The following is a 25,662-nucleotide window of genomic DNA, read 5'->3' on the forward strand; positions in this document are numbered from 1 at the left end:
GCAAGTACCTATGAATGTTGATGTCAAGGAGCTAATGCAGCATTGGCTTTATTTTTATGAGCGTTCCATTGGTTGTGTTGGGGTACTCAAGGACTGGCTCATCCGGGCTGTGGCAGCAGCATTGCATGATGGTCATGATACTCTGAGTTTAGAACGACTGCATGAACATACGCTCACACTAGCCCAATGTGAGCGCATGGCTTTGGATACCACTGAGGGAGAACAAAAACTCTCTTACATGGAAAGTCGCCGTGAACATTTGTGGCATTTACTACAGATAGGTATGGGTTCGACATCTGTACCAAAAGCGGCGGCATCGCCAAAGAAATCTGACAAACAAGCGCAAGCAGCGAAACGGACTCGTAAAAAGTCTGCCAAGGAGAGCGATGATGAAACAGATAAAGCGACACCAAGTGAAATTTCCATAGAGCCAGCACCTAAGAAAAAACAAACTCGTAAGAAGACAAAACAAGCTGATTCTTCCATTACTGAGACACCACTGGAAACAAATCTTACCTCACCTCCCACGGATGCACAGAAGACAGATGAAACGCCCTCTCAACAGCCAACGCCTAAAAAGTCTTCGGGGCGTGTCGGACAACGCAAACCCAAACGAGATACTGTAGGACAACAGTGAACATCGAAAAATTCATTGGAAAGAGCTATAAAATCCTCCCCCTACCGTGTAATACATGGAAAACCATTCGGACTTTTCAGTTCTCCCTCCGTGTAATACATGGTGAAAGGTGATTTTTTACTATTTCTTACTCGTAGTCTGCTCGGGTACACCCGAAGCACTCTGCCGCTATGCCCAGAGCTTCGGTGGAATCATCGTTTTTAAGCGCAAACGTCCCTTGAATATCCGGTCTGAGCATAAACTCTACCGTGTAATACACCGTTAGTTTATCCCTGACCGTGTATTACATGGAAGATGTGTTCTACTTTGACGCTGATTTATGAAGCATAAAATGGTTGATACTTTCTGAAGCATATTGTGAGTTAAAAGTTCATTTTATGATTCAAATCATATTGATGCTGTATTTGGATGCGAGTGCGTGAATTAATTTATTGGAAGCAGTAGTTTGTGATAATAAAATAAGTCTCAAATCTGGCGGGATATAGAATGGAATATCTTCGCTTTCAACAGCAAAATGTGATTTGATGAACTTTCCTAATGCTTTATATTCAGTGCTAGTTTTTTCGACAGCTTGCTTGTTATCGCAACGTGTGTAAGTTTCTATAGTGGGAAATGCGTCCCCAAAAAATTTTTGTATTTTCTCTCTGCAACAGTTATAAAATATCTCAATGTCTTGAGGAAATAATCCAGCCCCAGCATTGTGCGAATGAGACATGGTGTTGTTGTATACTATCCCCCAGGCGAGGTCATCTTGTTTGCAGGGATTATTTATTACTTCTAAAGCTGTAAACTTATCTCGGAAGTTAAGTTCGCTGATTAAACGTGCGAGATGCCCTTCAAAATCAATATTTTTTTTCTTGTCACCATTTTTCTTATCATGAGCATCCTTTTTCTTTTTCACGAATTTTAATTGACAGGGTGCAAATCTTGTAGAATTTGTTGGACTGACATAAACTGTTACACGCGAAGATAAAAAGCCTAATTCCCAATTTACCCAACGCCGTATACCATAATTACAACTTACGTATGGTTTTCCATCGGCGGTATAGTGAAGCGCAAAGTTTATAAGGTAAGAGTAATTATGCGTTGTCTTGTTCTTTTTACTCGTCTCTTTATTTGTCACCTCTTTAATTTCTAATTCCGGTGCCCAGCTAATAAGTTCTGCAACGTCACCATTATCAACAGCACAAGAGCGAAAAACTACTTCTTTGAATACCTTGCCAGTCGTGGGATCAATGAGTTTGAGGGGTTCAGATGCTATTGCACTAGCTAAAAGATACGGGATCAGATTGTAGTATAACGGGTTAATTTTTAACTGACCATCCTCAAGCTCCCACACTTTTTCCGGAAGTTGTACTTCCTCAAAGTGCAAATCATCACCAGATAGTGAATTAATTTCTGCAATATCAGCTTCTGTCAAATCTTTAGCATTTTGAAGAGAAATTCGTAACCATGTTTTGACAACATTTGCAATGTAGTTAGTGGACACATTGTCAGTTTTGGTATACAGCCAATTAGCATTTGATGTCAACTTAAATGCATTTTTAGAAGGGAATAAAATTTCATCGTCTAATAAAAGTTGAAGTGCATGATTAAGGCACTCTACTGGTAGCGAAATGTAACTTTTCCCATTCTTCCGTTGTTGCAATTTGTTAAGTAATTTTTTCCAATCTTGTGGAACGATTAGTGAGTATAACTTAAACGGCAGTGATATCTGTGCCGGAACTTGCAGAGCAAACAATTGTATCGAATTAGGTTTAGATGCCATCTATTTTCTCCAAAGCACGGTAAAACGGTTCGTAAAGCGATCGCACTAGCGCGATGTCGCGAGCATCAAAGCCTGTTCTGGTTTTGGCAAAGTACGGTTGCAGAACGTACTTAAATCCTTTAAGTAAGGAATCTTGTTCAGTTTCAGGCTTTTTATCAGCAAGGTTTGGTGCCCATGCTGTATCGATAAAACGAACTAAGGTTGGCTGGTTGCCGCGAATTGTTCGGGCAATAGCTTGCCAGGTAAGCACCATCAAACTCCAAATCAGTCCTTCGCGTACTTCTTTGGATAGCCCCTTGTAGGAATACCGCAACTCTGTGTCAAGACTTTTGAGAAAGATGCCATAGCCTTCGCTACGCCAAGAGTCGCAAACCTCAATAAAGTTTCCTTCCCTCTCTTTTGCTATAGCTTTTCTTTCTCTCCACAATGCCAGTCGAAATTTATAATCGAGGTCATCGGGTGCGGGATGCGGACGAACCAGAAAATATGCTCCTCCAAATGCACTCAGCCCTTCCTCGTTTAAAATATTCTTACCCCGCCCAATCGCTGCTATCGGTGCAATCAAAATCGCTCGATTAGTATCAGCAAAATTTTCAACATTACTGCGAGAAATCAAAGATTCGTCAATTTCCTCAAGTGGCGATCGCGAAATTAAAGCTGCTACCCGCTCTTTCCAATACGAGCTAGTATCAATACTTGGAATAATCTTGTAAACGAAATCAACTTGCTCGTAACTATTGACATACCAAATTAAACGCTTCCTACCTTCAGGTAGCGCATCAAAATCACGTTGCAAAATGTCGGTTTGACGAAGTAAGGAACGTACTATTTGCAACAACCCCTCTTCCTTACTTGTTGCCCCTATTGCCCCAGAAACGCGCACGGGTTGACCATCAGGATAAAAACAAGGGGAGAAGTGAAAACTACTTTCAGAAATCGCCTCTATAGCCTTCTTAACCTTTGGACGTAGCAAGTAATCAACTTGGCGTTCGACATGATATTCAGGACTTAGCCCCGCCCAACTTGTACCGCTTAGTAACAAAGCGTGCGCTCCTTGGGTACCTTCTAGGGCAAATACATGGGAAAAATTCTCCAACAGCCAGCGCCCTTGCCCCAGTGCTTGGAAGTACCAAAGTGTCAATTGATTCTCCTGCCGTTCCAGCTTGAACCCGCAAACTAAACCGGATGCTAGCCCCGGTATTAGCCCGTAAAAGTCCCGTGGAATGCGGTTGAAGAAAACGATTTCGTCGGCTCCGTCTACTTGTTGTTCAAGCCCGTATGCAGTTTTGATTGCTTGTTGAAAAAATGACACGAAAAGGACTAATTTTAGGAACAATGCAAACTTGCTACAAAATTCCCACTTATCTTTAATTGCCTTCAGCCAGCCTTTTTTAGTAAGTTCATTTTGTATCTTTGCAATTGTTTCCTGCTGTTCTTGGTAGTTTTCACTCTTTAGTCTCATTGCATACTCAGCAAGCCAGGAGTTTTTCCAATCGCCTAGCAGGAAATCAGCTAACTCCTGATAAATAGGATTTTTATCAAGAATGAAAGTAGATGACTCAGTATCTATGCCCTCAGCTTTGGCAATTTTTAATACAAAATATCTAGCTAGAGACGAACAGGTAAAGAATTTCTCTGCTAGCCACTCACTTTCTTCTGGGGACAGTTGCAATTGCGTGCAGATATTATCAACAAGCGCATCAGCATTTTGCAGAGCATGATTGAACTGCCCAAAAGTCAGCTGCCGTAGGTCGTTTCTGGAATTACGCAGCTTAGTTGCTCTCGTCCATGTTACTACTTGGTCGAGAAATCCATTACTCCCCCTCTCAATTAGTTTGATTGCGGGTAAAAATGTTGAGTCGAGGTTAGATTGCACCTTGTCGCATTCGTCGAAAAACACGACGCTGCAAGTGCGGTACATCAGTTCATAGTAAGTAATTGATTGCGGACTTACGTGCGGTAGCGGACGAGTAAATATCGCTGCAGCTACTGTAGTCAAAATGACATCTGAGTCTGCCAGTTCGTTAGCGTCTTGGTGTCGAGGACACTGCCCAATCAGAGGACAAACTCTTACACCATCCCCATTATCATTACCGTTGCTATTACTGGTGCTACCACCATCACTATTAGTATTGCTGGTACTGTTATCACTGTCGTCCGAATTTTTTACTTCTCTTAAATCGAAGCATGGAGGGGAAGGAGGATTTGAGGGCTGAAAGTATTGGCTTAAGGGACAAGCTGTAGATAAGTGCGTGAAGCCATCCATTCCACCATCTACACTATGCCAGTTCTCAAGATGAACTTTTCGACTCCTTTGACCAATGACTACCGATACTCGTAAACCGACTTTTTTAAGCAGACAAGCCATTCTTAGGCAGGTCACAACTTCGTTAAAAACAATGCCAACTCGGTGTCCTTTTTTTGCTACCGCTACAGTCAAAATATCAATTAGTGTCGATTTACCTGCATTTAGCAGCCCAACTAAGTTTTTCACTCCGTCGAACACTATTGTGTCACTTTTTACAAAACCCATGCCTTGAAAATGCTCAAGGATGATATCCTGCAAACGCCCTTTATGGTTTTTCCCGCAGCATTTATCTAAAAGATTTGCAGCTGACTCCATTTCAAGACGTGTGACAGAGATTGCTTTATTATTCTCGCGGTGTACTGATATAATCTTGCCTTGGCATAAGGGCAAATCCTCTGGAATTCTGACGCTGTAAGTGTTTTCTCCAGAGCGAAAGCGATATTCTTTACCTGGCTCGGCATATTTAACAGTTCGCTGGCGATATTTTAGTTTATTACCAAGCAAGTCTTCAAAAACCTCAAAACGGTTGCCCCAGATAGAAGGCATGGATTTTCGGGAGAACCGGTAAGTCTTATCATCAACATCGTAGGCTCGGTACTTTGAGGGAAGTTGGCTGTATACTTTTATCAACTGTTCTGTGACATCTTGGTTGGTCAAGTAGGGAACCAATTGCCTAAGATTAAATAGTGTTCTCTTCGCTTCTGTTGTCTGTATCAACGAAGCTAATCGCGGAAACAGATAAAATCGATTGGATATTAGTAGCCATACAGAAATTGCTGTTTCAAGTTCTGAAGTAACACCTAACTTTTCGATAGCAAACAGGCATAGTTCCAAATCGAGCAACGCTTCAATTTGGTCTTTATGTAAATCTGTTTGTTTTTGCAGGGATTTTGTAGCTTTGTAGCGCCAAGACCTTGTTTCTCTCATGTCTTTCTTCCCTTATTTTTAGTGGGACTTTTACTGCGCTTCGTACTTTTCTCCTCACCCCGTTTACTTTTAGTAGGACGTGTATCGCCCTCTTCACCAGTGTCGCTTTGATTACTATCCGTAAGATTTGTATCACTGAGAGCGCTAGTGTCGCTGGCTTGCACGTCCTCTCTCACCACACCCGCTTTTTTCCTGGCTAGTGCAAAAACTGCATCGTCGAAGACGGGTTTAACATTCTCCCACCGCCATCGTGATTTTAGTTCTTTCAAATAAGCAGGACGGTCTTTTTTCCGCTCCGCAGGGATGACAATATACGCAACATCCCAAGATGGTTCGCTCGGTATTGGTTCATCACCTAAATTCCTTACTAATAGATAGGGATTAGAGTAATCCTTCAAATCAAGTGCCCATACCTCGCCATCAGTAAACGTAATTCTCAAATCATAGCGATCGCACTCTGGATAAAGTTCAACTTTCAACCCCAAGTCTACTAACTTATTAAAGAGTTGAATTTCCGCACGTCCGGGGTAAAACCAAAAGCGTTCGATGCCACGCTTGAGTTTTAGGCAGTCACTTGGTAATTTTACTTTGCGCTTAAGCCTGCGTCCGGGTGGACAACGGTTACAGCTAGAGTTTGCAATGACAGCGGATTGCGAATTTACTCCAGCCAGCGCATGACAGTACGGGCAGGCATAGAAGTTTCCCTCTAACTCGTAGCAGTTGGGTACAGGTTCGTAGCACTCATCTAACAAATCCGACAACCCAACCCCCAGTCCAAAATACCCTTTTGCTTCTACAAACTCCTGGTTCGACAAAACGGGATGCTCTATAATAAACCTTCGGAATTTGGTGTAAATTTGTACCCCTTGTGGGTGTGACTGACAGTGTTGCAGTAATGCTGTTGCAATTTTCGTTTGCTCTTGGCTCAGTACACTCCCGCCAAAAGCTTCTGCTAATTCAATCGTTAATTCTGTAGGTTCTCCCAAAAAAAGCAAAGAGTCGCTTGAGTCTATTTCGTCGTCAATTTCCACTCCCCATTCTTCAAAGGGCTGTTCGCAGAGCTCGTAAAACTCCGGAACACTCTTCGGTACATCAAGAGCTTTACCACCCACTAGAAACGCCAAAACTACTCTGTCGTAACCCAGTTGCAAGTCTTGAGGGTAAGGATAAAGTTTCCCTCGCTGCGCTTGAACCTTGATTAGACCCGCAGAAATTTGCTCAAGTGTGGGTAGATCGAGTCTGACCACGATTTACTATCCTAAAAATTGAATTTTTTATAATAGTAACTAACAATTAACGATTTGTGTGCAGAAAAATATAAAAAATTTTAAATATTATTCGAGGGTTCGAGTTCAAACTACTAGGCGGATATGGACTACCGCTTTATTAAGGTAGATGCCCATGAGGTTGGTACGGATAGAAGCTGGTGACTCAACAATGGTTTGAATTTTGGTAGCCCTATTCTGATAGCATGATTGCAAGCAACAATGCTATCAAGGTAGGTCAGCGTTGAAATCTCAAGAGAAACAGTTCCCACCCAGTCAAATGCTCCGCGTCCCCACCGTGCTGATTCCGGTGGTGAAGGAGTTGGCTCGACTGCACCGGGAAGGTCATACCAAAGCCCTGCTTCAAGGGTTACAGGATTTGATAGCAAATCTTGATAGCAATAGTGATATCGATTTTGGGACTGATAGTGAAGCAGTAAGACAGTTAGTCGAAAGGGTAGAAGAATTGGAATCCCGATTGGCTGACAGCGATCTGCCTCCGGCAGCAGCGCTTCGCTATCGCTCGACTGACAGCAAATCGATAGCAAAGTTAGAGAAATCCTTGGGCAGTTTGGAACAGAAACTCGAAGCCGTTACACTCAAGCTCACCATACTGGAATCAGCCGTTGTGCAGAAACAGTACGGTCAAAGAAAGGGATACAGAACACCGTACAATAATCCCTACGTACCGCAAGCTCTCGAACTTCAGCCCTTTACTGAAGAAAATTTAGCTCGCCGATTGGCAGTTGATGTATCCACCCTAATCAAACAAAGGAAAAGTTTGAGCGAAGTCGAGTTTGAGAAGTGGTCTCGAGGTCGGGATACAAGTAAAACGGGTTGGCGGTATAAGGATGATGGTTTGTATCATCCTATCAGCCAGTAAATTCAAGAAGCACCTTCAACAAAGCGATTGGCTTGGATGAAGCTCTCTCAAAATGGCTTGTGGTTTACTCCGGTTTGCTCTAGGAGCAGCTTCTTGACCTTTTGAACCGTATTCAGGGCAACACCTGTTCTCTCGGCTGCTTTCCTCAAAGACAGTCCTTCATAAAGTGCAGAGATGACTTTTTGAGAAGAGGGTTTTTGCAAGAAATCTTCATCTGTCTCAGTTGGGCGACCGACATGAGTTCCCCAAAGTTTTGCCCTGCTCATCCCCGTCCTAATTGCCTGGGAACGTTGGGTTGCTTTCTGGTCGGCTTGGATTCCGACTTCCACTTGATCCGGTTCGCCGTTGAGAATGCCCGTCTCCACTTCAGTCAGGACTTTGGGTTTCATCCGCCGCAAGTCCATCAATACACTCGTCGCCTCATCAAACTTGTAGTACTCAGTTGACGTGCCGTGTATATAGTTGAAATCTCGGTATCTGTGTTTGAAATAGAGTTCCACATTACCTCTGTGTTCCCAAGTCCCCAAGGTTTTGATAGTGACTTGTTGAAATTGAGAGCGCAACTGGTTTTGTATCTCTGTAACTCGCTCTTGAACCGGGCGGCGAGTCACTCCTATTTTGTAGAAAGTTTCTCCCGAAGCTTGTATCAACAGAAAGTAGAGGGTATTGGCGAGTATGCGTTGAAGCTGTGCTCTGTAGATTTTGAGGTCGGTTAGTTTTTCAACAAGCAGTGGAGAATCGGCATCATAGGCATCAAGTACCGATCTCTGTAAGTCACGGAGTTTTTTTTCAATCAACGGTTCTTGGATTTCGTTGAACAGTTGCAGCGACAATTGACCCAAGGGGATTTTGCCTAGCTTGGTTAACTCGTATCTCCCAAATTTACCCGCGTACTCGTTCCGTTGCAGTAATTTTTGGCTTTCTAAAGTGCGGATCATCGAGCAGTAACCTTTTTTCCAAAACTTCTCCAACTGCTCGAGTTCTTTGCCTGTAAGTTCTAGGTGAAATTTATCGAAGAGTGGTAGTGTATGTATGTCAGTTGAGCGCGAAACTTCCCGACAGGTTTCCCCTGAGTGAGCGAAGTGGTGTTCTTTTCGAGTGCCTTTTTTGGCAGTGAGATCGCCCCCACAGTACGGACAGTGCAGTTGAGTCTTGCCCTTTGGCACGTCATCAATGAAAACAAGCGCTCCATCTTCACTTACCCCGTATTGTAGCCACATTGCGGAATCTGCTTGATACTGTTGGTTGAAAGCGGGTTAGTTCCTAGTGTATCAAAAAAGGTTCTGCTGAGATTTTGATTCGTCAGAACGCCCAATCCCTCAACCGGGCTATAGATTGAGGGAGTACCACCGGATTGAACCATTTGTTGACCCGAAGTTTCCTGGCGCTAGCACTCACAGCTTTCTTTGGAGATTGGGAGGTCACTAGGGTTTTCCGAGAAGTAAGCTGAATCCCGTATTCTTGGGGGCGGGTGCTCTTCGGAGTGGGGTGTTTCCTTTAAGGCTTCCTTACGGATTAGCCTAAAGCATCCCTCGCTTGAACGCACCCCAACCAAATCGGAGATTATGGTTGGGGAATCTTGCGCCATGAAACCCAAAGGCTCCACAACGTTCCCAGGCATACTGGCGTCCTCAATGAGTCGTAGAAACTTTTGTCTACGGAAACCCCAGGAAAACTAGCAATTTCTCAATAGATAATTGCTGTAAATGGTCGTGCCTCCACGAAATTTCGCTTTGCCGTACCAACGTTATTATACTACTTTGTTGCTTCGCTTTTCCTGCTTGGTTCTCCCTAACCCCGAATTAGCGATCGCGAGTGTAGGGTGTGTAGACCCTCTGTAGACCCCTGTGTAGACCTGAAACCCTTACCAGACTTGGAGAGTGTAGGGTGTGTAGGCTTAACCCCCCTTTATCGCGGGCAGAAAATTTTCATCAAACATCTTCAAGAGCACCAATAGAAGTTGACTCATCAGCACAAACATCAAAAAGTTGTGGTGATGATGTCCCCCCCCATCAGGTCTACACTCCTACACAATCCAGTCTGGACAAGGATTTGAGGTCTACACAGCTAAATACACAGGTCTACACACCCTACACAAACTTTGAACCAACTGGAGTCAAGGAACTGCCCTACGATTGTGTTTTTGAAGGCAAACAAACCAGTTTTAAGGATGAAATCTATGGCTGACGAAATGGAATTTTATTTCTCAATTGATTGATACTGATTTTTTGCCTGAAAAAATCAGGCGTCCGTGCTAGATGCCATTTTCTACACTAATGGCATAGGATCGATTGGCTAAAAGATAGAAGCGAACTTAAATCGGGAGGTGAGTGCCATGAAATACAGCAAACAAAAAAAAATTCCAGCTAAAATAGCCACCTTTTACAAAAGGCGGCTATTTCGCTGATATGATATTCTTTACAACCAAATCAAGAAACGGGCTTTCAATCTTCTTCTGTTACCCAATCAGTCAGTGGAGTCGGAAACCGAGTACTGTTAGGATTTTCCAGGAAGTAAGCTGAATCCCGTATTCCTGAGGCGGGTGCCCTGCGGAGTGGGGGTTTTTCCCTTTAAGGCTTCCTTGCGGGTTAGCCTAAAGTGTCCCTCGCGAATTTGTGCGGGCTTATAATCCCTAAAACTATCTTACAAGGTTCTGTCAATCTTGTCGCTTTCTGCTGCCATTTTTTTGGAAAGAAAGTGATATTGTTCTTCGCACATCGTTTGATTTTTTAAAATGACTTAAAATATCGCAACTTGTAGAAGAAATCTGAGATAAAGGACAATCTTGCAGTAGATACCAGAGATTAAGACGCACAAACCCGCTACATTGCCTCGATTTCAAGCAATGGAGCTAAAAATGAATTTCCCACTTGACAATTCAAGAAACTCTGACCACACGCTACAACCACAATTACCCAAGCTCGACCCGATCGCGTCAGATGCCACCGTTGGCAACCCGATCGCGCCCAAAACCCATCAGAAAGACACGCATCACAGAAAAGAACTATTCCAGAAGCGCTTACTTGACCCGAGGTGGTGCAACGTTCACTGTCAATCTGTCGAGAGTGTGAAAGTTTCGCCCCGTGTTGAAGAACTTTTGGGCGCGATCGCTCCGGGTACAAGTCAAGCCATTGTTTTCAGGGGAGGGCGGTAGAGATGGTAGTAGCAATTGAAACAACTCAAATCACTCGCAATCGGTTTGAGAGCTTTGAAGACTTCCAAGAATTCGTTCGCTCCATGTTTATTGAAGGTAGCGCCATTGACCCCGAATTGTTTGAAGCGTGCGTAGAATTTCACCAAGATATCGAGTGCGACTATGGGGGAGAAGTCGTTGCCCCAATTCATGAAGCGCTCGACTGGGATTACAAGCGCTTTAGGCATCAAGCCAACGAGCCATTCTACGCTGCTCTTCTGAAAAATGAAGACGGATCTATCTGGCAAGCCGTTGTCGGTGTTTGGGATGAGGGCAAACAACGCCCTTACACTTATTTAGCTCCCAAGGGCATAGGCGATCGCGCATTCCTGCCCCCAATACCAGAAAATATTAGGAAGCGGATAGCTACTCGATATGGTATAGAAGTTCCTCTTGAGGGGAGTTTTTGGGAATGGTTGAGAGAAACCGACATCCCAAGAGTCACCACAGAAGGAGGCAAGAAAGGGCTATGTCTTTTGTCGAATGGATATGTTGGCATCGCTCTTTATGGTTGTAGCTGTGGTGTCAAGACTAAAGATGAGGACGGGGATAATATAGTCAAGAGCTTAATCCCCGACTTAGAGCAATTCGCCTTTCCCGGTAGTATCTGGTTATCCGCATTCGACCAAGATGAAAAGCACAAAGCTAAATTAGCGGTAGCTTCTGGCAACAAAAGGCGACGGACAGTTTTAACATCAATTGGGTGTAAGACAGCTGATATTGTATGGAACCCAGAAGCAGGGAAGGGAATTGACGACCTAGTGGTAAACAATGGCAGTGGTGCTCTTGACGCAGTATATCAGGAGGCTGTAGCCAAACTGTCAAGGCAGTTTTCACGCGGCGACAAGCAAGAGTTACAGAAAAAACTTCCCCCCAGGCGTGCAGCCAAAGAACTTGTAGAACGCTATCGGCAACAGTGGAAGTATGACCTAGAACGCCAAACGTGGCGACATTGGGATAAGGTGTGGAGGGCGGCTCCTGATGAAGTGTTTACTCAAGCCGTCTACCGAGATTTGGAAGCGTTGCCCAACGTTGATTATGGCACTTTCTCTTATGTTGAGAACGTGGTGAAGTTCCTCAAGGTAGAACTGCTAGAACGGGAGTGGATGACCTTCAACCGCATGGAGTGGATTGCTTTTAATGACTGCGTGCTGGAGGTAAAGACGGGTAAAACTCACTCTCACTCCCCCGGCTTCGGTTTTACAAACTGCTTGGAACACAATTACCCCAAGCTGGTGGCGATTGACCCCACATCTACACTGCTGGAACAACTGAGAATCAATTCCCCTACCTTTTATAGTTGGGCGATGCATTCCCAGCAAGGAGACCCGCTAAAAGTTCTCAAACTGTTGGCAATTTGCAACGGAGTTTTAAAATTCAGATTCTTCGACTTGCAAATGTTTGTGTTGTTGATTGGTGTTCCTGGAGCGGGCAAAGGGGCATTCGCACGGCTGCTGGAGTCAATGGTAGGCAAACCCAATTGTGCTAGTGCCAAGCTTAACAAGCTAGGAGAGGATAACGTCATTGCCGCAATCATCGACAAGCAGTTGGTCATCTGTCCTGACGAGAAGAAACAAGCGAGCGATTACTCTGGGTTGCTCAGTCTCACAGGAGGTGATAGCATCCCCTATCGCCCAATTTACAAGCCACAAGCAAACGGTAAGTTTTATGGCAGCATCGTCATACTAGGTAACTCCTATCAATTCTATGGAGACACAACAGGTATTGCTCGGCGTGAGTGCTTGGTAGATTTTCCTGTGGCACTACCCACTAGGGACACAAGCATAGAGCAAAAAATGCAATCTGAGGTAGGGGCAATCATGGCTCTAGCGCTCTCAATGCCAGACCAACAGGTAACGGATTTGATTCGGGGAACTGGTGACGCAGCTATTCCAGATTTTAAACGGCAGCAGTGGTTGCACAAAACCGAGAATGATTCGGTAGCTCTTTTTCTGGAGGAATGTTTGGTTGAGAGCGCCAATGATTTCATCACGTTGGGCGGAGAAGGCAACAATCGAAGCACTCTCTATGGTGCTTACCTCCAGATGTGCTCGGACAACAATTCAAAATCCCCCTTCTCTCGTAACAACTTCCGAGGACACTTTTTAGAACTTTGTAGAGAAATTGGCTGGTCCGGAGTCAGGGCAGTGAGACAAGGCAACGGCTGGCGAATTTACGGCGTCAGTTTCAGACACTCAGATGACCTTGCACCCCGAATTAGCGATCGCTTAGGAGGGAATGTAGAAGAGTTTCGGGTGTGTAGACCCTCTGTAGACCCCTGTGTAGACCGGAAACCCTTACCTGATAAGGAGAGTGTAGACTGTGTAGGCTTAACCCCCCCTTTATCGCGGGCAGAAAATTTTCATCAAACATCTTCAAGAGCACCAATAGAAGTTGACTCATCAGCACAAACATCAAAAAGTTGTGGTGATGATGTCCCCCCTCATCAGGTCTACACTCCTACACAATCCTCTCAGGACAAGGATTTGAGGTCTACGCAGTTAAATACACAGGTCTACACACCCGAAATAGATAACTCTTCGAGCGATCAAAAGGCACCCGTTGGGGAGAACGCTACCAGTTCCCCTCTCCCCTCAAATGAAACACTCCCAATCCACGGGTTTGAGGTAGGGCAAAAGGTGACAGTAACCCGCGACAGTCATCCAGACAAAGGCAGGTATTTGGAAGTGACTCAGGTAGGAGATAAGTATATTTACTGTATAATTGCGAGTGGGAAAAAACAGGGAGAGGCAAGGATTTACACCCCCGATGAAATTTCCCCGTGGAGTAAGCACCGCTAGCTAACCATCTCTCAAGACGAAGTGCCGTCACAGTGAATTTATTGCTGCTTTCGCATGGAGTTGAGTGCTCTCGAGATTATTTCCCGTGTGATACTGTCCCCGGATTGCTTGAGCTAACACTTCCAAGTGTCTGGAAGAATAAGCTTCAAACCGTTCAGGGTGATAAATAGCTAAATTTTGCCAGAACGCTTGTTCATCTTTGATGGTCTGAAAATTGTATCCGCTTTGGCAGTGCAGCCCAGTTGCCGCATACATTTGTTCCCATAAAACAGTCTCAAAGGATGTGCCCCCGTTCCATTCAGGACTTAGTTCTTTATGTAACTGTCGTTCCAGCCTTAATGGGGAGTCTGAAAGACAGTAAAGAAACTCGGTGTCTGGGAAGTGTTTGCAGGCAAATTGGAGTGGTAAGTGCTGAGTGCCCAGTCTTTTTAAAAGATTATTAGCCTTGCCGATATAAAGCCAGCGTTCACTATACTTGAAAGCGTATATACCAGAAACTGCGGGGATATTGTCTAGGTTTAATCTTTGCCAGTTGATTTCCATAGTTTAATTAAAACCTTCTATCGGGGCTAACGTGTAGATGCGAGTCGTATCCAAACTAGTATGCCCAAGGTTTTGAGAATCGAATTTGAATTAGATAGCATCAAACCAAATCCGCAAGGACGCAATCTCTCCCCGACGCAGGGCATTAAGTAGTTGTCCCCTTTAAGTAGATACATTCCTGTTTGGGTGCTACTTGGACGCGATATCTGTCTCTGCCTCAGCCAACTCATGAATCATAACTCAAGCTAATATTTCAAATCACTTCTAATAAATAGAGGGGTATTGTAAAGTTCAGTAAATGATTGTAAAGTAAAGTGACAGGCGCACAAAAAGCCTGATTCATTCATAAAAAACAACCGCAATTATAAAATCATGACAGCAACCTTCCAGGTGCGCCAAAGCGCAAATGTGTGGGAGCGCTTCTGTGAGTGGATCACCTCCACTGAAAACCGCCTCTACATCGGCTGGTTCGGCGTATTGATGATTCCTACACTGCTTTCCGCAGCTATCTGCTTCATCATCGCATTCATCGCAGCACCACCAGTAGACATCGATGGTATCCGCGAACCTGTTGCAGGTTCATTACTCTACGGCAACAACATCATCTCCGGTGCAGTTGTTCCAAGTTCCAACGCCATCGGTCTTCACTTCTACCCCATTTGGGAAGCAGCTTCCTTGGATGAGTGGTTGTACAACGGTGGTCCTTACCAGTTAGTTGTTTTCCACTTCCTGATTGGCGTCTTCTGCTACTTAGGTCGTGAGTGGGAATTGTCCTACCGCTTAGGAATGCGTCCTTGGATCTGCGTAGCATTCAGCGCACCTGTAGCAGCAGCAACAGCAGTGTTCTTGATCTACCCCATCGGACAAGGTTCATTCAGTGATGGTATGCCTTTGGGAATCAGTGGAACCTTCAACTTCATGTTGGTGTTCCAAGCAGAGCACAACATTCTCATGCACCCCTTCCACCAATTAGGTGTAGCAGGTGTCTTCGGTGGCAGCTTGTTCAGTGCAATGCACGGTTCTCTGGTCACCTCCTCCTTAGTTCGTGAAACAACCGAAACCGAGTCTCAGAACTACGGTTACAAGTTCGGACAAGAAGAAGAGACCTACAACATCGTCGCAGCACACGGCTACTTCGGAAGGCTTATCTTCCAATACGCATCATTCAACAACTCCCGGAGCTTGCACTTCTTCTTGGCAGCATGGCCAGTAGTTGGAATCTGGTTCACCGCACTGGGCATCAGCACCATGGCGTTCAACCTCAACGGATTCAACTTCAACCAGTCCGTGATTGACTCACAAGGTCGTGCGATCGGTACTTGGGCAGACATCCTCAACCGCGCCAACCTGGGTATGGAAGTAATGCACGAGCGCAACGCTCACAACTTCCCTCTCGACTTAGCAGCAGTTGAAGCTCCTGCTATCAACGGTTAAGTTTAGGTAGCACGGTCAGTTTGTTAGTAATGCTGAATTAAAGTTTAGATAGACAAGTCGCTCCTCATAGAGGAGCGCTTTTTTGTTATCTATAATTTCCTTAATGTCCTTAAATTTTCGTTACAAATTTTGTTCTTCTTCAAAAAACCAGATTTCTGCTAGAAGTGATAAGCCAATAAGCCATAAAAAACAACAACCTACCAATATAACCATTCCCATAGCTATCATCTCCAATACAATACATTGCTCTTTTTTCCCTGCTAAATGAAGGAAAAACTGGATAAAGATGACAAAAGCTAAGCTAATATGCTTAGTTAAAAAAGTAATTAGCTTTAATCACTAAATTAACACTGATAACAATAAAGGAATTTCTCTTGACAATAATCTTTATAAAAATTCTGAGTAAGGGATGTCCAAGAAATAAATTCCCCCAAAATGTGGTGCGGGCTTCTAGCTCGCCACTAGCATGGGACGGGCTAGAAGCCCGCACCACAAGAGTAAAGTTGGATATTTTTTTATTTGGAAGTCCCTAAAGTTACGATCGCACCCGTAAGCCTAAAAAACTTCGAGTGCGATTGTATATGCTTTTCAATAGTACATAATAACTAACAAAAAGCTAACTCATTTATACGAGCTTGAGATAATTGTCAAACACATAATCGGCGATTCTTGTTCCTGCTTTCACTCCTTCATCAGCATCAAATTGGTAATGAATTCCCAAATAAACCCGACTGCGAGCATTTTCTAACATTGCCTCTGTAAAGGAGTCATATGTTCGCTCGCGCATTGGTCTTACTGACCCATCAACATCTCTATTGATACCGTTAAATTCATCAGATATGAGCTTGAAAGAAATAGTATCACTTTCGTAAAAACGTATTAAGGTTTGGAACAAGGAAGCGCCAAAGGTAGCGTGTCCGGATGTGTAGGATGGGAAGTTGGGTGTAAAGTTTATACTGCCTTGTGGTGCATTGGTATTAGGTGCTCCCAACGGCACGAACAGAGGATCTCCGACTGTGTTTACATTACCATCTCCTTGTCCTGTAGGGCTATTGCCTGCATCTGCTTCTCGAACAGCAAGGATAGGTCGCCAGAAGCTGTAGAAATATTTTGTATCCCAGCATTGAATTCCCGCATCAGCCATTGCCAAATTAACTAATGCAAATAGGCGAGCATTTTCGCTGAGATCGTTACCTTCTTGAACTGCGATCGCTCGCACAACTTGGTTATACAGTCGGGGTGGTGTCCCAATTCCTTGAGTTCCATCATATGCCCAGAAAATGCCAATTTCGGTTTGATCTGCCGTGCGAGTTGTTGAGTTCTGTGCTCCATTCGCCTTTACGTCGTTGAAGTCTTGGGTATACCGAGCACTGTTAAGTGCTGGTGGTGCTTCCGAACGAAACTCTACGACGCTTGGTAAAGCAAATGGCTTGACGCCTCCCCAACGAGGTGTTGTAAAGCCTTGATTGGGATTTAGCGGATCGGGACGGTGCTGTCCTGGTAAGATACCTGCAATATATGGCATATCAGCTTGAGAACCATCTTGGCGGCGATCGACAAGAATGCGATCTGCTACCTCAGCTCCAATATTAATGCCTTCATCGCGATCTTCTCCTGGTGGAATTGATGCTAAAAAATCATTGAACTTAGAAGTGAAAACTTCCAATTGTCTTGGGTATAAAGCTGCTAAGGTTGCAAACGCAGCTTGAGCAATAGCTGCTTCTTTAGATGCACTACTAGACGACGATACAGAAGCTAAATATTGCGTGTAAGAACGGTCAATTGAATTAAAAGCATCAAACATGGCGACATGAACAATTGCCAATGCTCGTGAGGTTCTGGTTGGTCCCCCTTGTTCGAGAGGTGCTGGCGATCCAGTGTGGTCATTTGCTACTGCTGTTAAGGCAATATCATTCCAAAACAATATAGCGTCCATTGTGAAACTCCTGTAAAAGTTAAAGAGAAAGCGCTAATTTTACACTTATGTAAGTGAATTTTTGAGAGTTTTATGTCAATTTAGTAGAATCTTGGCTAATAAAACTCACTAACAACAAATAAATCGGAAGAATCCTGATATATTAGTGTTTGGTAAATTAGTGTTTTAATTGCGCTAGTCAAGTTTGTATTTTCACTCTAGAAAATGCCACTAAACTCTCACAGTACCCTGGGGGGTGCTTTGCTCCTAGTCAAAAATAGAGCTTATCTTTAAATCCTTTACCAAATCTTTACTCGTACAGAATAAATAACTCCATAGTTTCTCAGAAAAACACGCAAATGCTTGTGAAGTTGTACTAGGGATTTCCAAAAAATAAATTATCTATCTTGTGGTACGGGCGTCCTCGCCCGTCCTATACTGATGGCGGGCGAGACGCCCGCACCACAAGAGAAAGTTGAATATTTTTATATTGGAAGTCCTTTATGAGTGGTTTTTCCGAGGTAAATACGATGAAACTACAATATTGTATAACTTCATTAATAACATTAGGAATAATATCTGTAACTGCTAACTATTTACAAGGAAATTATTTCTTAAATTTTCTCAAAAATCCTAGTGGAATCGTCAAAATTCTGAAAAAAGAGCAACTAGAAGCCCGTATACCTCCCAATCCTGGAATTCCTACAAGTCGAGAAAGTGGGAGTAGTCGTCAATTAAAATGGAAGTAACATAACACAGATAGCAAGTCTAATGTGCTAGACAAATGGCAAAATGTGTTAGTTAGGAATTCACGAACAAGAACTGGGATGGCGCAAACAGAACGGACTGCTCGAGAGACACAAGAACTCATTTTGACAACAGCTGAAGCCCATCTCCGACGGTATGGCTACGCCCGCACGACAATTAGTGAAATTGCCCGTGCTTGTAAAATGTCGCATGCTAACGTTTATCGCTTCTTCAAAACTAAAGCGGATGTGATGGATGCCGTTGTGGAACGTTGGTTTAGCGGTATCGAACAAGCTTTGCAAGAGATTGCTCAAAAATCGGACTCTGCTGGGGAGTGCCTGAAAGACTATATATTGGGACTTTATCGGCTAAAACGCGATAAACTTGCCGCCGAGCCAGAACTTTTTGATGCTTATCTCGCTATTCTAGAAGCCGATCGCATCGTAGTCGAGCATCATTTACAAGTCTTATCTTCCATTCTTCAAGGAATCTTAACCCGTGGAGTCGAAACTGGAGAATTCCAGATCGCCGATATCTCCCTGGCAACTACTGCAGTGAATGCTGCCACTATCAAATTTCACCACCCTCTCATCATACGACAATCTGCTCATGAGCCACTTGAAGAACAGGCGATCGCAGTCGTTAAATTACTAACCGTATCCCTAGCAGCAGGGAAAATCTGACAGGACAACATTTGTGACATTTTTCAGTGTTTGTAAGTTGTCATTTATGAATGAGTGTGATACGATAATTCTGTCAAACAAATTACAAATTTTGTAATTTGTAATTTGTTTCAAAAATAAATACAAAGGAATCTCAGCTTATGAAATACCGCCAACTTGGAAAATCGGGCGTTCAAGTATCAGGGTTAGGTTTGGGTTGCATGGGGATGTCAGATTTTTATGGTGGAAAGCAAGCTAACGACGCTGAAAGCATAGCGACGATTCGTCATGCCATTGAGCTTGGCGTCAATTTTCTGGATACAGGCGACTTCTACGGAGTCGGACATAATGAAGAACTGATTCGCCAAGCCATCAAAGAAGTTCCACGCGATCGCGTTTTTATTGCCGTAAAATTTGGCGCTTTGCGAAACTGGGATGGTAATTTCATCGGATATGATAATCGCCCTGTGGCTGTGCGTAATTTTTTGGCATATAGTCTGCAACGGTTAGGCGTAGATTATATAGATCTGTACTATCCAGCCAGAGTCGATCCAAATGTACCAATTGAAGAGACTATTGGCGCGATCGCAGAACTTATCCAAGAAGGCAAAATCCGATATGCCGGAGTATCAGAAGCAGGTGCAGACACATTGCGCCGTGCGGCAAAAGAGCATCCAATCGCTATGTTGCAAACCGAATATAGTTTGTGGACGCGAGAACCAGAAACAGATGTCTTGCCCGTTTGCCGAGAATTAGGAATTGGATTAGTGGCTTATTCACCTCTCGGACGTGGCTTTTTGACAGGAACAATTCAAACACCTGAAGACTTTGCACCTGACGATTTCCGCCGTCATTCACCACGCTATCAAGGCGAAAATTTTAAACATAATTTACAACTGGTGGTAAAAATTCAAGAGATTGCACATGAGAAAAACTGTACCCCGGCACAACTTGCTCTTGCATGGTTGCTAGCACAGGGCGAAGACATTATACCGATTCCCGGAACAAAACGGCGCGATCGCCTTGAAGAGAATCTACAGGCGCTTTCAATTGAATTGAGCGATCGCGATTTGCAACGAATTGAAGATGTTGCACCGATTGGAGTTACAAAAGGAACGCGCTACCCAGAAGCTATTATGGATTCGGTTAATCGATGAACGAGGTTTTTAAAGAATACTGAGGTAAGTTTGCTCGGAATTCATCGGTAATATCCGCAACTTGCGATTCTTCAAATCTGGTTCCAAGCCCAAAATCTCCATAGGTGTCACACCTAACAAAGCATAAGGTACTTCTGTCAATTCTAAACAATCAAAAGTTCCCTGACGATTTTCAACACAAAGTTCAACATCTCGAAAAATACGTCCTTTTTGAACTCCGGCACTTGTCTCCACATTTGCTTCTCCGCCTAAAACCAGACCTAACTGACTAATTACGGTGGCAGGCAAACACAGTAAAGTAGCTCCTATATCAACTATGACATCATTTAAGATATGGGAGCGAACTTCTTCGTTTGGAATAAAGCCTCTCTCAGCTAAAACGCGATCGATACGGTTAGTGACGGTCAGGGTAACAATAACTTGCCCCATCTGTTTATCCTGAAGATTTGGAAATATTAATCTACTCATAATACCTCACTCTATCTTAACCGATTTATTTGTTATTAATAAATATATATTATCTTTAAACATAGAAATTTAGGCGTAGGTTGGGTTGAGGAACGAAACCCAACATTCAAAAATCTTGCCTCAAGTGTGGGGGTTTCCCCCGTTGAGTGATGTGGCATTTGAGGAACGAAACCCAACATTCAAAAATCTTGCCTTTGTTGGGTTTCACTTTGTTCAACCCAACCTACAGTTATTTTTATTTTCCCAAAGTAACAAAAGAGGATTAAGGAGTTTTCTTAATTAATTCGCTTTCGCTACAAACTTACCCAATAGGTTGTTCCCAAACCAGTTTTCTACAAATTTCGCAAGCTTGTTTTTCAATCTCATCTGAGAGGTCTTCTAGTATTGGATGATAGCGCAAGCGATCGCAAGCCACTTGCAGCCAGTTTTTCCAATTTCCACCCCACCACAAACGCACCATTCCATCCCAACTGCCACTAACAATTGTGAGTCCATCTTGGCTGATAGCAACAGCACTCACAACATCTTTGTGTCCAGGAAGGAGGCTATCGAGGAGATGACCTCGGCGATCCCATAGCCGCACGCTGTTGTCGCGAGTTCCACTAATAATATACTGCCCATCTGCACTCACGGCAACGGAATTTGGAACTGAATCTGACAAAGGGCGATCGAGGATAGGTTTACCGTGACTGTCCCACAATCCTAACGTCTCATCATCACTACTCGTGACAATTGTTTTACCATCAGCACTAATAGCAACGGCATTAATGTAAGCCGAGTGACCATTGGAATTTTCAGCAATGAGTTGACCTTGGGGATTCCAAATTTGAATGTTAACAACATCACTGATACTCACAATTGTTTTACTGTCAGCACTAATAGCGACCTTCCGATGATAGCTTGTTTGACCTTCAAAGAATCTTTCTTCAAGCAAGTTACCAAAACAATCCCAAACTTTAATTTTATCAAAATTCATGTCATCACTTCCACACGCGATGATGTGCTTGCCATCGTTGTGAATAGCAATTGCATTGATAGTACTTTGATATGCTTGAAACTCTTTCAATAAATCGCCCTTTGAATTCCACAAACGTAGAATTCCATTGTCAGTTCCTGTGGCGATCGCTTGAACATCAGTACTTATAGCAGCTAACTTAACAGTTTCTTCATGTGGTAGCGGTTGACGAATAGCATCTCTGTGATTCCATAACCAAGCACCATCATCACTCGCACTGACAATAATTTTGCCATCACCACTAATAGCAACTGAGTTAATAATCGCTTGGTGTCCTGATAAGATATCAATTTCATCACCCTGCAAATCCCATAATGTGACTTTACCAAGATCGCCTCTACTACCTGTAAGAGCGGATTTAGCATCTGCACTTATAGAAATGTAATTCCCAGGAGATACTAGTTTTTGAATGAGATATCCCTCTAAGTTCCACAATCTTAACACAAATGATGGTGTAGCTGTTTTACATTGACTGATACAAATAATTTTCTGACAATCTGATGTAAAAGCAACTGATTGAATACCATTCTCTTTCAAACTAATTTCATCTTCACTAAGTAGAAAATTTTTGATAAACTCACCTTGAGAACTCCATAATTGGACTTTTCCCAAACGACCAGTACTACCAGTCACGATATATTTACCGTTAGGGCTGAAAGCAACAGAGTTAATTTCTTCCTCTATATCAAAAAAATCTTTGATTAAGTTGCCACTGATATTCCATAACTGAACTTTTGACCGAGTTCCAGCGATCGCTGTTACAATGTGTTTTCCATTCAAAGCCACTGAGTTAACTTTCTCTTGAGAGACAGAGAAGCTTTGCATTAAATTGCCATCAAGATTCCATAATTGGATTTTTCCTTCAATGCCAGAAGTACTTGTTAAAATTATTTGACAATCGAAACTAAAAGCTAGGGAATTAATATTCCCATCGGAAACTGTAAAGTCACAGATAAGCTCGCCATTGATTGTCCATAAATGTACCTGGAAATTGTCACTAACAGTTGCGAGCGCCTGACTATCCGGACTGAAAACGATGGATTGAATGCGATCGCAATCGGGAACTAAAAAACCATTAATAAAATTTCCTTGAAAATCCCACAAACGTAATTTTTGAGAATCAGAAACACTATAAGCAATGTACTGTTTATTAGGGCTAATAGCCACAGCAGATACATCTCCGACACCCAAAATATCGCGTTCTCTAGCATTTTCCACGGCTGCTCTCAAGCTAGACTGTACGGGGCTGAGAATTTCCGTAAGTTCTTCTAAATTCTCTCCTACTGTCACGACGGCTAAAGCCAAACTGTTTACCTCTCGTTTCAGCGTCAGTAGTTGTTGGACAAGATACGCTTTCTGTTGCAGTTCTGCTGTGACTTGTGGCTTCTGAAACTGTTGCTGCTTGTCAATACTACTTTGAACAAATTCCATCTCCAGCTGATTGAGCCAGTTATCATCTTTAGATAAAAGCACTTCTGCTAAACGATTGAGACGAGGATTGTACATCCAAAGATACCCTGTGGCTCGCTTATACTTGTCCCAATCATTAACAGCAAATGTCAAATGTTGTTGCAATATCAGGTTTTCCCGTTCTTGTTGCTGCCATTGTTCTAACTTATCCCATTCTCGAACGAGCGCATCATGAACGGGTTCTGCATAAGGTTCTCCCCCAATGTCTTGTCCCCTAACAATGAGGTGAAGGCGCTCGAAATGGTCGAGGATTTTTTCCACTCGTTGGTTTTCTTCTTCCGATGGGTATTTAAGTTCCCATGAAGGGACTCTTCGCCTTGCGACTTGTCCATCCTCAATTGTTACCATTCTTAACATGACTCGCCGCAATGTTGCTTGCTCGGCTGAGTCAAACTTGTCGTATTCCTCTGTTGCTCGCTGTCTTAACGAACCGATCGCTCCTCCCAAACCATCATAATCTTCTTGAGTTAAAGTCCGTCTTTCTTGTGCAATACATTTTATATACAGTTCGCTCAGTGTAAAAGATAAGAGTGATAGCGCTCCTGGCATTTGCCCAACATCATCAATGAGACGATCCACAAGAGTTGGTGGCTCGAAGTCTAACATCTTATCCATTGCAGGTCTTTCAATGGCTTGACGCAATTCATGAGATTTCATCGCTTTGACTTGAAAGCGTGCTGCATCCCAATAGGGTTTTAGAGGAGAATCTGTAAAACGGGATTCAAAGTCAGAGCGCAAAGTCAACACAATATAGAGGCGAGAGTCTGTCGCTAAAGCTTGTGCCAGAAAATTTAAGAAACTTGCTCGCGTTTCTTCTTTGCACATTGTCACAAGTTCCTCAAATTGGTCAACAACCAATAAAAACTTTGTGTTAGCTCGAACTCGGTCGTACTGTTCTATAAGGTGAATAAATTGATTGGGTGCTTCTTGAAGTTTTTGTTTGAGGGAAGAAATTTCCTTTGATTTCTCGGTTTCATTGACAGAAGCATTTTGCAAAACGGCTTCTGCAAGTGCTTTAAAGGGGGACTTTGTTGGTCGAATGGTAGGTAAGATAAAAAATTCTTGTTCGTGGTGATTTTGCAAGCAAGGAATCAGTCCTGCTTTCACCAAACTTGACTTACCAGAACCGGAAACTCCCAAGACTACAGTGAGTTGGTGACGGCGATCGCTAATATGAGTGTACAATTGCTTGACAAGTTCTTCTCTACCAAAGAACAGAGAAGAATGTTTTTCTTCATAGCTTTTGAGTCCTCGGTATGGGTTGTTCTCTAGCTTGAGGACGGGTGCATCTTCGAGCTTTTCCCGGTCGAAGTCAGGTGATAAGAAAATGTACTCGCCTTTGTCGTGCTTTTGTAGGGGAAATAAACCGGGTGTTTGGCGGACGTTGCGCTCATCAGTCATTTGTTCGATTTTATCCCGCACGTAGGAATAAATTTCCGTTGCAGTGATAATACCATCGCCTCTTTTAAAAGTTGTGTCGGCGTCACCTTCTAATGCTTCAAATAATGCGCTTGCAAAAGGGGAATGGTCTTGTGTGCGATCGCTTTCTCTCTTACCAAAAAAACCAAAGAAATCAAGGGCTTTTTGATTGTAAGCAGCAGAGGTGATGACTTGCCATGCGGGTTCACTAATGAAGCGATCGTATCGTTGTTTGTAGACTTTGCGTGCAGGTACAGCGTTGCGATAGGAACTCGAACGAAATGCTCCTGCAAAACAACAATCTAAAATTACCAGCATATGACGGCATGGCAATTCTATGAGAGCATCATGCAAGTCCTGCATGGATAGGAGAAGGTTTTGTGTTTGGAGGAGATTTTCAGTTTTTGCATCCGTTGGGATGAGATAGCCCCTGCATTGACTGTTATCTTCGAGTTCATCTGTGGGAACAATACCATGTCCGGCAAAGTAAAATATGATGCGATCGCTCTGTTGAACCTCCACAGTCGTATCACCCACTGGAAATCTCTTATTTTTGAAATCGGCAAGCAGAGAGTGTAATCCAGAAAGAGTAGCCTGTGAATTGAGTAGAGTTTTAACTTGATATTGATAGCTTTCTTGAAGAGTATTTGCCAGTTTTTCGGCATCAGCAACAGGAGTTGTTAAGGGCGGGATACCATTGGAGTATTCATTAATACCAATGATAACAGCTAAATTACGTTTAAAATCATATCTAGATTGCGTCATAAATAAAATAATTAATAAATATAAATAACTGGATTGCAAGATGTTTTGCGTGCCATTAAAAATTAATTAGTTTTTCTTGTACGTAAAACTACACAGTGAAAACGCTCTTCTCCGGATATATAACTATGTATCTACAATAAATTTACAATCCTGCGTTTGAACGCACCTCAAGTAACTTAAGGGGGACAATATAGCGGTTTTCAATTGAGTGCAATACATAAAAAAGTTATGGAACCGCAGCCTGTAGCGGATGAACGCAGATCGACCTGTACTTGATTCAACTGA

General features: G+C 43.2%; 16 protein-coding genes and 1 pseudogene. 9 read left to right on the forward strand and 8 right to left on the reverse strand.

Annotation, left to right across the window (positions count from 1 at the left end; genetic code table 11):
* Positions 1-637, forward strand: a pseudogene (locus tag ACKTT2_RS35620) (ATP-binding protein); the annotation flags it as partial.
* Positions 638-1,019: 382 nt separating this feature from the next.
* Here ACKTT2_RS35620 and ACKTT2_RS35625 read toward each other — a convergent pair.
* The 3 genes from ACKTT2_RS35625 to ACKTT2_RS35635 are packed head-to-tail and all read right to left on the reverse strand — an operon-like array spanning position 1,020 to position 6,887.
* Positions 1,020-2,405 (reverse strand): pPIWI_RE module domain-containing protein, encoded by a 1,386-nt coding sequence (locus tag ACKTT2_RS35625; RefSeq protein ID WP_407895710.1) that lies wholly within the window; start codon positions 2,403-2,405, stop codon positions 1,020-1,022.
* The gene (locus ACKTT2_RS35630) at positions 2,395-5,640 is read right to left on the reverse strand and encodes a pPIWI_RE_Z domain-containing protein (protein ID WP_407895711.1); all 3,246 of its coding nucleotides are present in this window, start codon (positions 5,638-5,640) and stop codon (positions 2,395-2,397) included. Before ACKTT2_RS35630 ends, ACKTT2_RS35625 begins: the two co-directional genes overlap by 11 nt.
* On the reverse strand, positions 5,637-6,887 hold the full coding sequence (locus tag ACKTT2_RS35635; RefSeq protein ID WP_407895712.1) for a restriction endonuclease-related protein: 1,251 nt from the start codon (positions 6,885-6,887) through the stop codon (positions 5,637-5,639). Before ACKTT2_RS35635 ends, ACKTT2_RS35630 begins: the two co-directional genes overlap by 4 nt.
* Before the next feature lie 262 nt (positions 6,888-7,149).
* Between ACKTT2_RS35635 and ACKTT2_RS35640 the strand changes: the two genes are divergently transcribed.
* On the forward strand, positions 7,150-7,788 hold the full coding sequence (locus ACKTT2_RS35640) for a hypothetical protein (protein WP_407895713.1): 639 nt from the start codon (positions 7,150-7,152) through the stop codon (positions 7,786-7,788).
* Positions 7,789-7,835: 47 nt separating this feature from the next.
* On the opposite strand, the gene ACKTT2_RS35645 is transcribed toward ACKTT2_RS35640, so the two are convergent.
* A complete protein-coding gene (locus ACKTT2_RS35645; RefSeq protein ID WP_407895714.1) occupies positions 7,836-9,008 on the reverse strand; it encodes a competence protein CoiA family protein in 1,173 nt (390 codons plus the stop codon).
* A 667-nt stretch (positions 9,009-9,675) separates the two neighbouring features.
* On the opposite strand from ACKTT2_RS35645, the gene ACKTT2_RS35650 reads away from it, so the two are divergent.
* The 3 genes from ACKTT2_RS35650 (at position 9,676) to ACKTT2_RS35660 (ending at position 13,782) form a co-directional block, all read left to right on the forward strand.
* Positions 9,676-9,975, forward strand: coding sequence for a hypothetical protein (locus ACKTT2_RS35650; RefSeq protein ID WP_407895715.1), 300 nt, complete (start codon positions 9,676-9,678; stop codon positions 9,973-9,975).
* Positions 9,976-10,645: 670 nt separating this feature from the next.
* Entirely contained in the window at positions 10,646-10,942 is a 297-nt protein-coding gene (locus ACKTT2_RS35655) for a hypothetical protein (protein WP_407895716.1), read from the forward strand.
* Positions 10,943-10,944: 2 nt separating this feature from the next.
* Entirely contained in the window at positions 10,945-13,782 is a 2,838-nt protein-coding gene (locus ACKTT2_RS35660) for a DUF3854 domain-containing protein (protein ID WP_407895717.1), read from the forward strand.
* A 27-nt stretch (positions 13,783-13,809) separates the two neighbouring features.
* On the opposite strand, the gene ACKTT2_RS35665 is transcribed toward ACKTT2_RS35660, so the two are convergent.
* Entirely contained in the window at positions 13,810-14,325 is a 516-nt protein-coding gene (locus tag ACKTT2_RS35665; RefSeq protein WP_407895718.1) for a GIY-YIG nuclease family protein, read from the reverse strand.
* Positions 14,326-14,697: 372 nt separating this feature from the next.
* On the opposite strand from ACKTT2_RS35665, the gene psbA reads away from it, so the two are divergent.
* Positions 14,698-15,759 (forward strand): photosystem II q(b) protein, encoded by a 1,062-nt coding sequence (gene psbA / locus ACKTT2_RS35670; protein WP_407895719.1) that lies wholly within the window; start codon positions 14,698-14,700, stop codon positions 15,757-15,759.
* A gap of 625 nt (positions 15,760-16,384) precedes the next feature.
* Here psbA and ACKTT2_RS35675 read toward each other — a convergent pair.
* Positions 16,385-17,695 carry a vanadium-dependent haloperoxidase gene (locus ACKTT2_RS35675; RefSeq protein ID WP_407895720.1) on the reverse strand — a complete coding sequence of 437 codons (1,311 nt, stop codon included), beginning with the start codon at positions 17,693-17,695 and terminating at the stop codon, positions 16,385-16,387.
* A gap of 509 nt (positions 17,696-18,204) precedes the next feature.
* Here ACKTT2_RS35675 and ACKTT2_RS35680 point away from each other — a divergent pair.
* The 3 genes from ACKTT2_RS35680 to ACKTT2_RS35690 all read left to right on the forward strand — a co-directional run bounded on the left by ACKTT2_RS35680 (position 18,205) and on the right by ACKTT2_RS35690 (position 20,240).
* Positions 18,205-18,423 carry a hypothetical protein gene (locus tag ACKTT2_RS35680; RefSeq protein ID WP_407895721.1) on the forward strand — a complete coding sequence of 73 codons (219 nt, stop codon included), beginning with the start codon at positions 18,205-18,207 and terminating at the stop codon, positions 18,421-18,423.
* 78 nt (positions 18,424-18,501) lie between these two features.
* On the forward strand, positions 18,502-19,104 hold the full coding sequence (locus ACKTT2_RS35685; RefSeq protein WP_407895722.1) for a TetR/AcrR family transcriptional regulator: 603 nt from the start codon (positions 18,502-18,504) through the stop codon (positions 19,102-19,104).
* Between the two features lie 140 nt (positions 19,105-19,244).
* On the forward strand, positions 19,245-20,240 hold the full coding sequence (locus ACKTT2_RS35690; RefSeq protein WP_407895723.1) for an aldo/keto reductase: 996 nt from the start codon (positions 19,245-19,247) through the stop codon (positions 20,238-20,240).
* Positions 20,241-20,249: 9 nt separating this feature from the next.
* Here ACKTT2_RS35690 and ACKTT2_RS35695 read toward each other — a convergent pair whose 3' ends face one another.
* Both ACKTT2_RS35695 and ACKTT2_RS35700 read right to left on the reverse strand, forming a co-directional pair.
* Positions 20,250-20,708 carry an aspartyl protease gene (locus ACKTT2_RS35695; protein WP_407895724.1) on the reverse strand — a complete coding sequence of 153 codons (459 nt, stop codon included), beginning with the start codon at positions 20,706-20,708 and terminating at the stop codon, positions 20,250-20,252.
* 301 nt (positions 20,709-21,009) lie between these two features.
* Positions 21,010-25,377: an nSTAND1 domain-containing NTPase gene (locus tag ACKTT2_RS35700; RefSeq protein WP_407895725.1), complete on the reverse strand. Its 4,368-nt coding sequence runs from the start codon at positions 25,375-25,377 to the stop codon at positions 21,010-21,012.
* Between the last annotated feature and the right edge of the window lie 285 nt (positions 25,378-25,662).

It is taken from the genome of Scytonema hankhaensis NUACC26, assembly GCF_045865695.1.
GTDB lineage: Bacteria > Cyanobacteriota > Cyanobacteriia > Cyanobacteriales > Nostocaceae > Scytonema.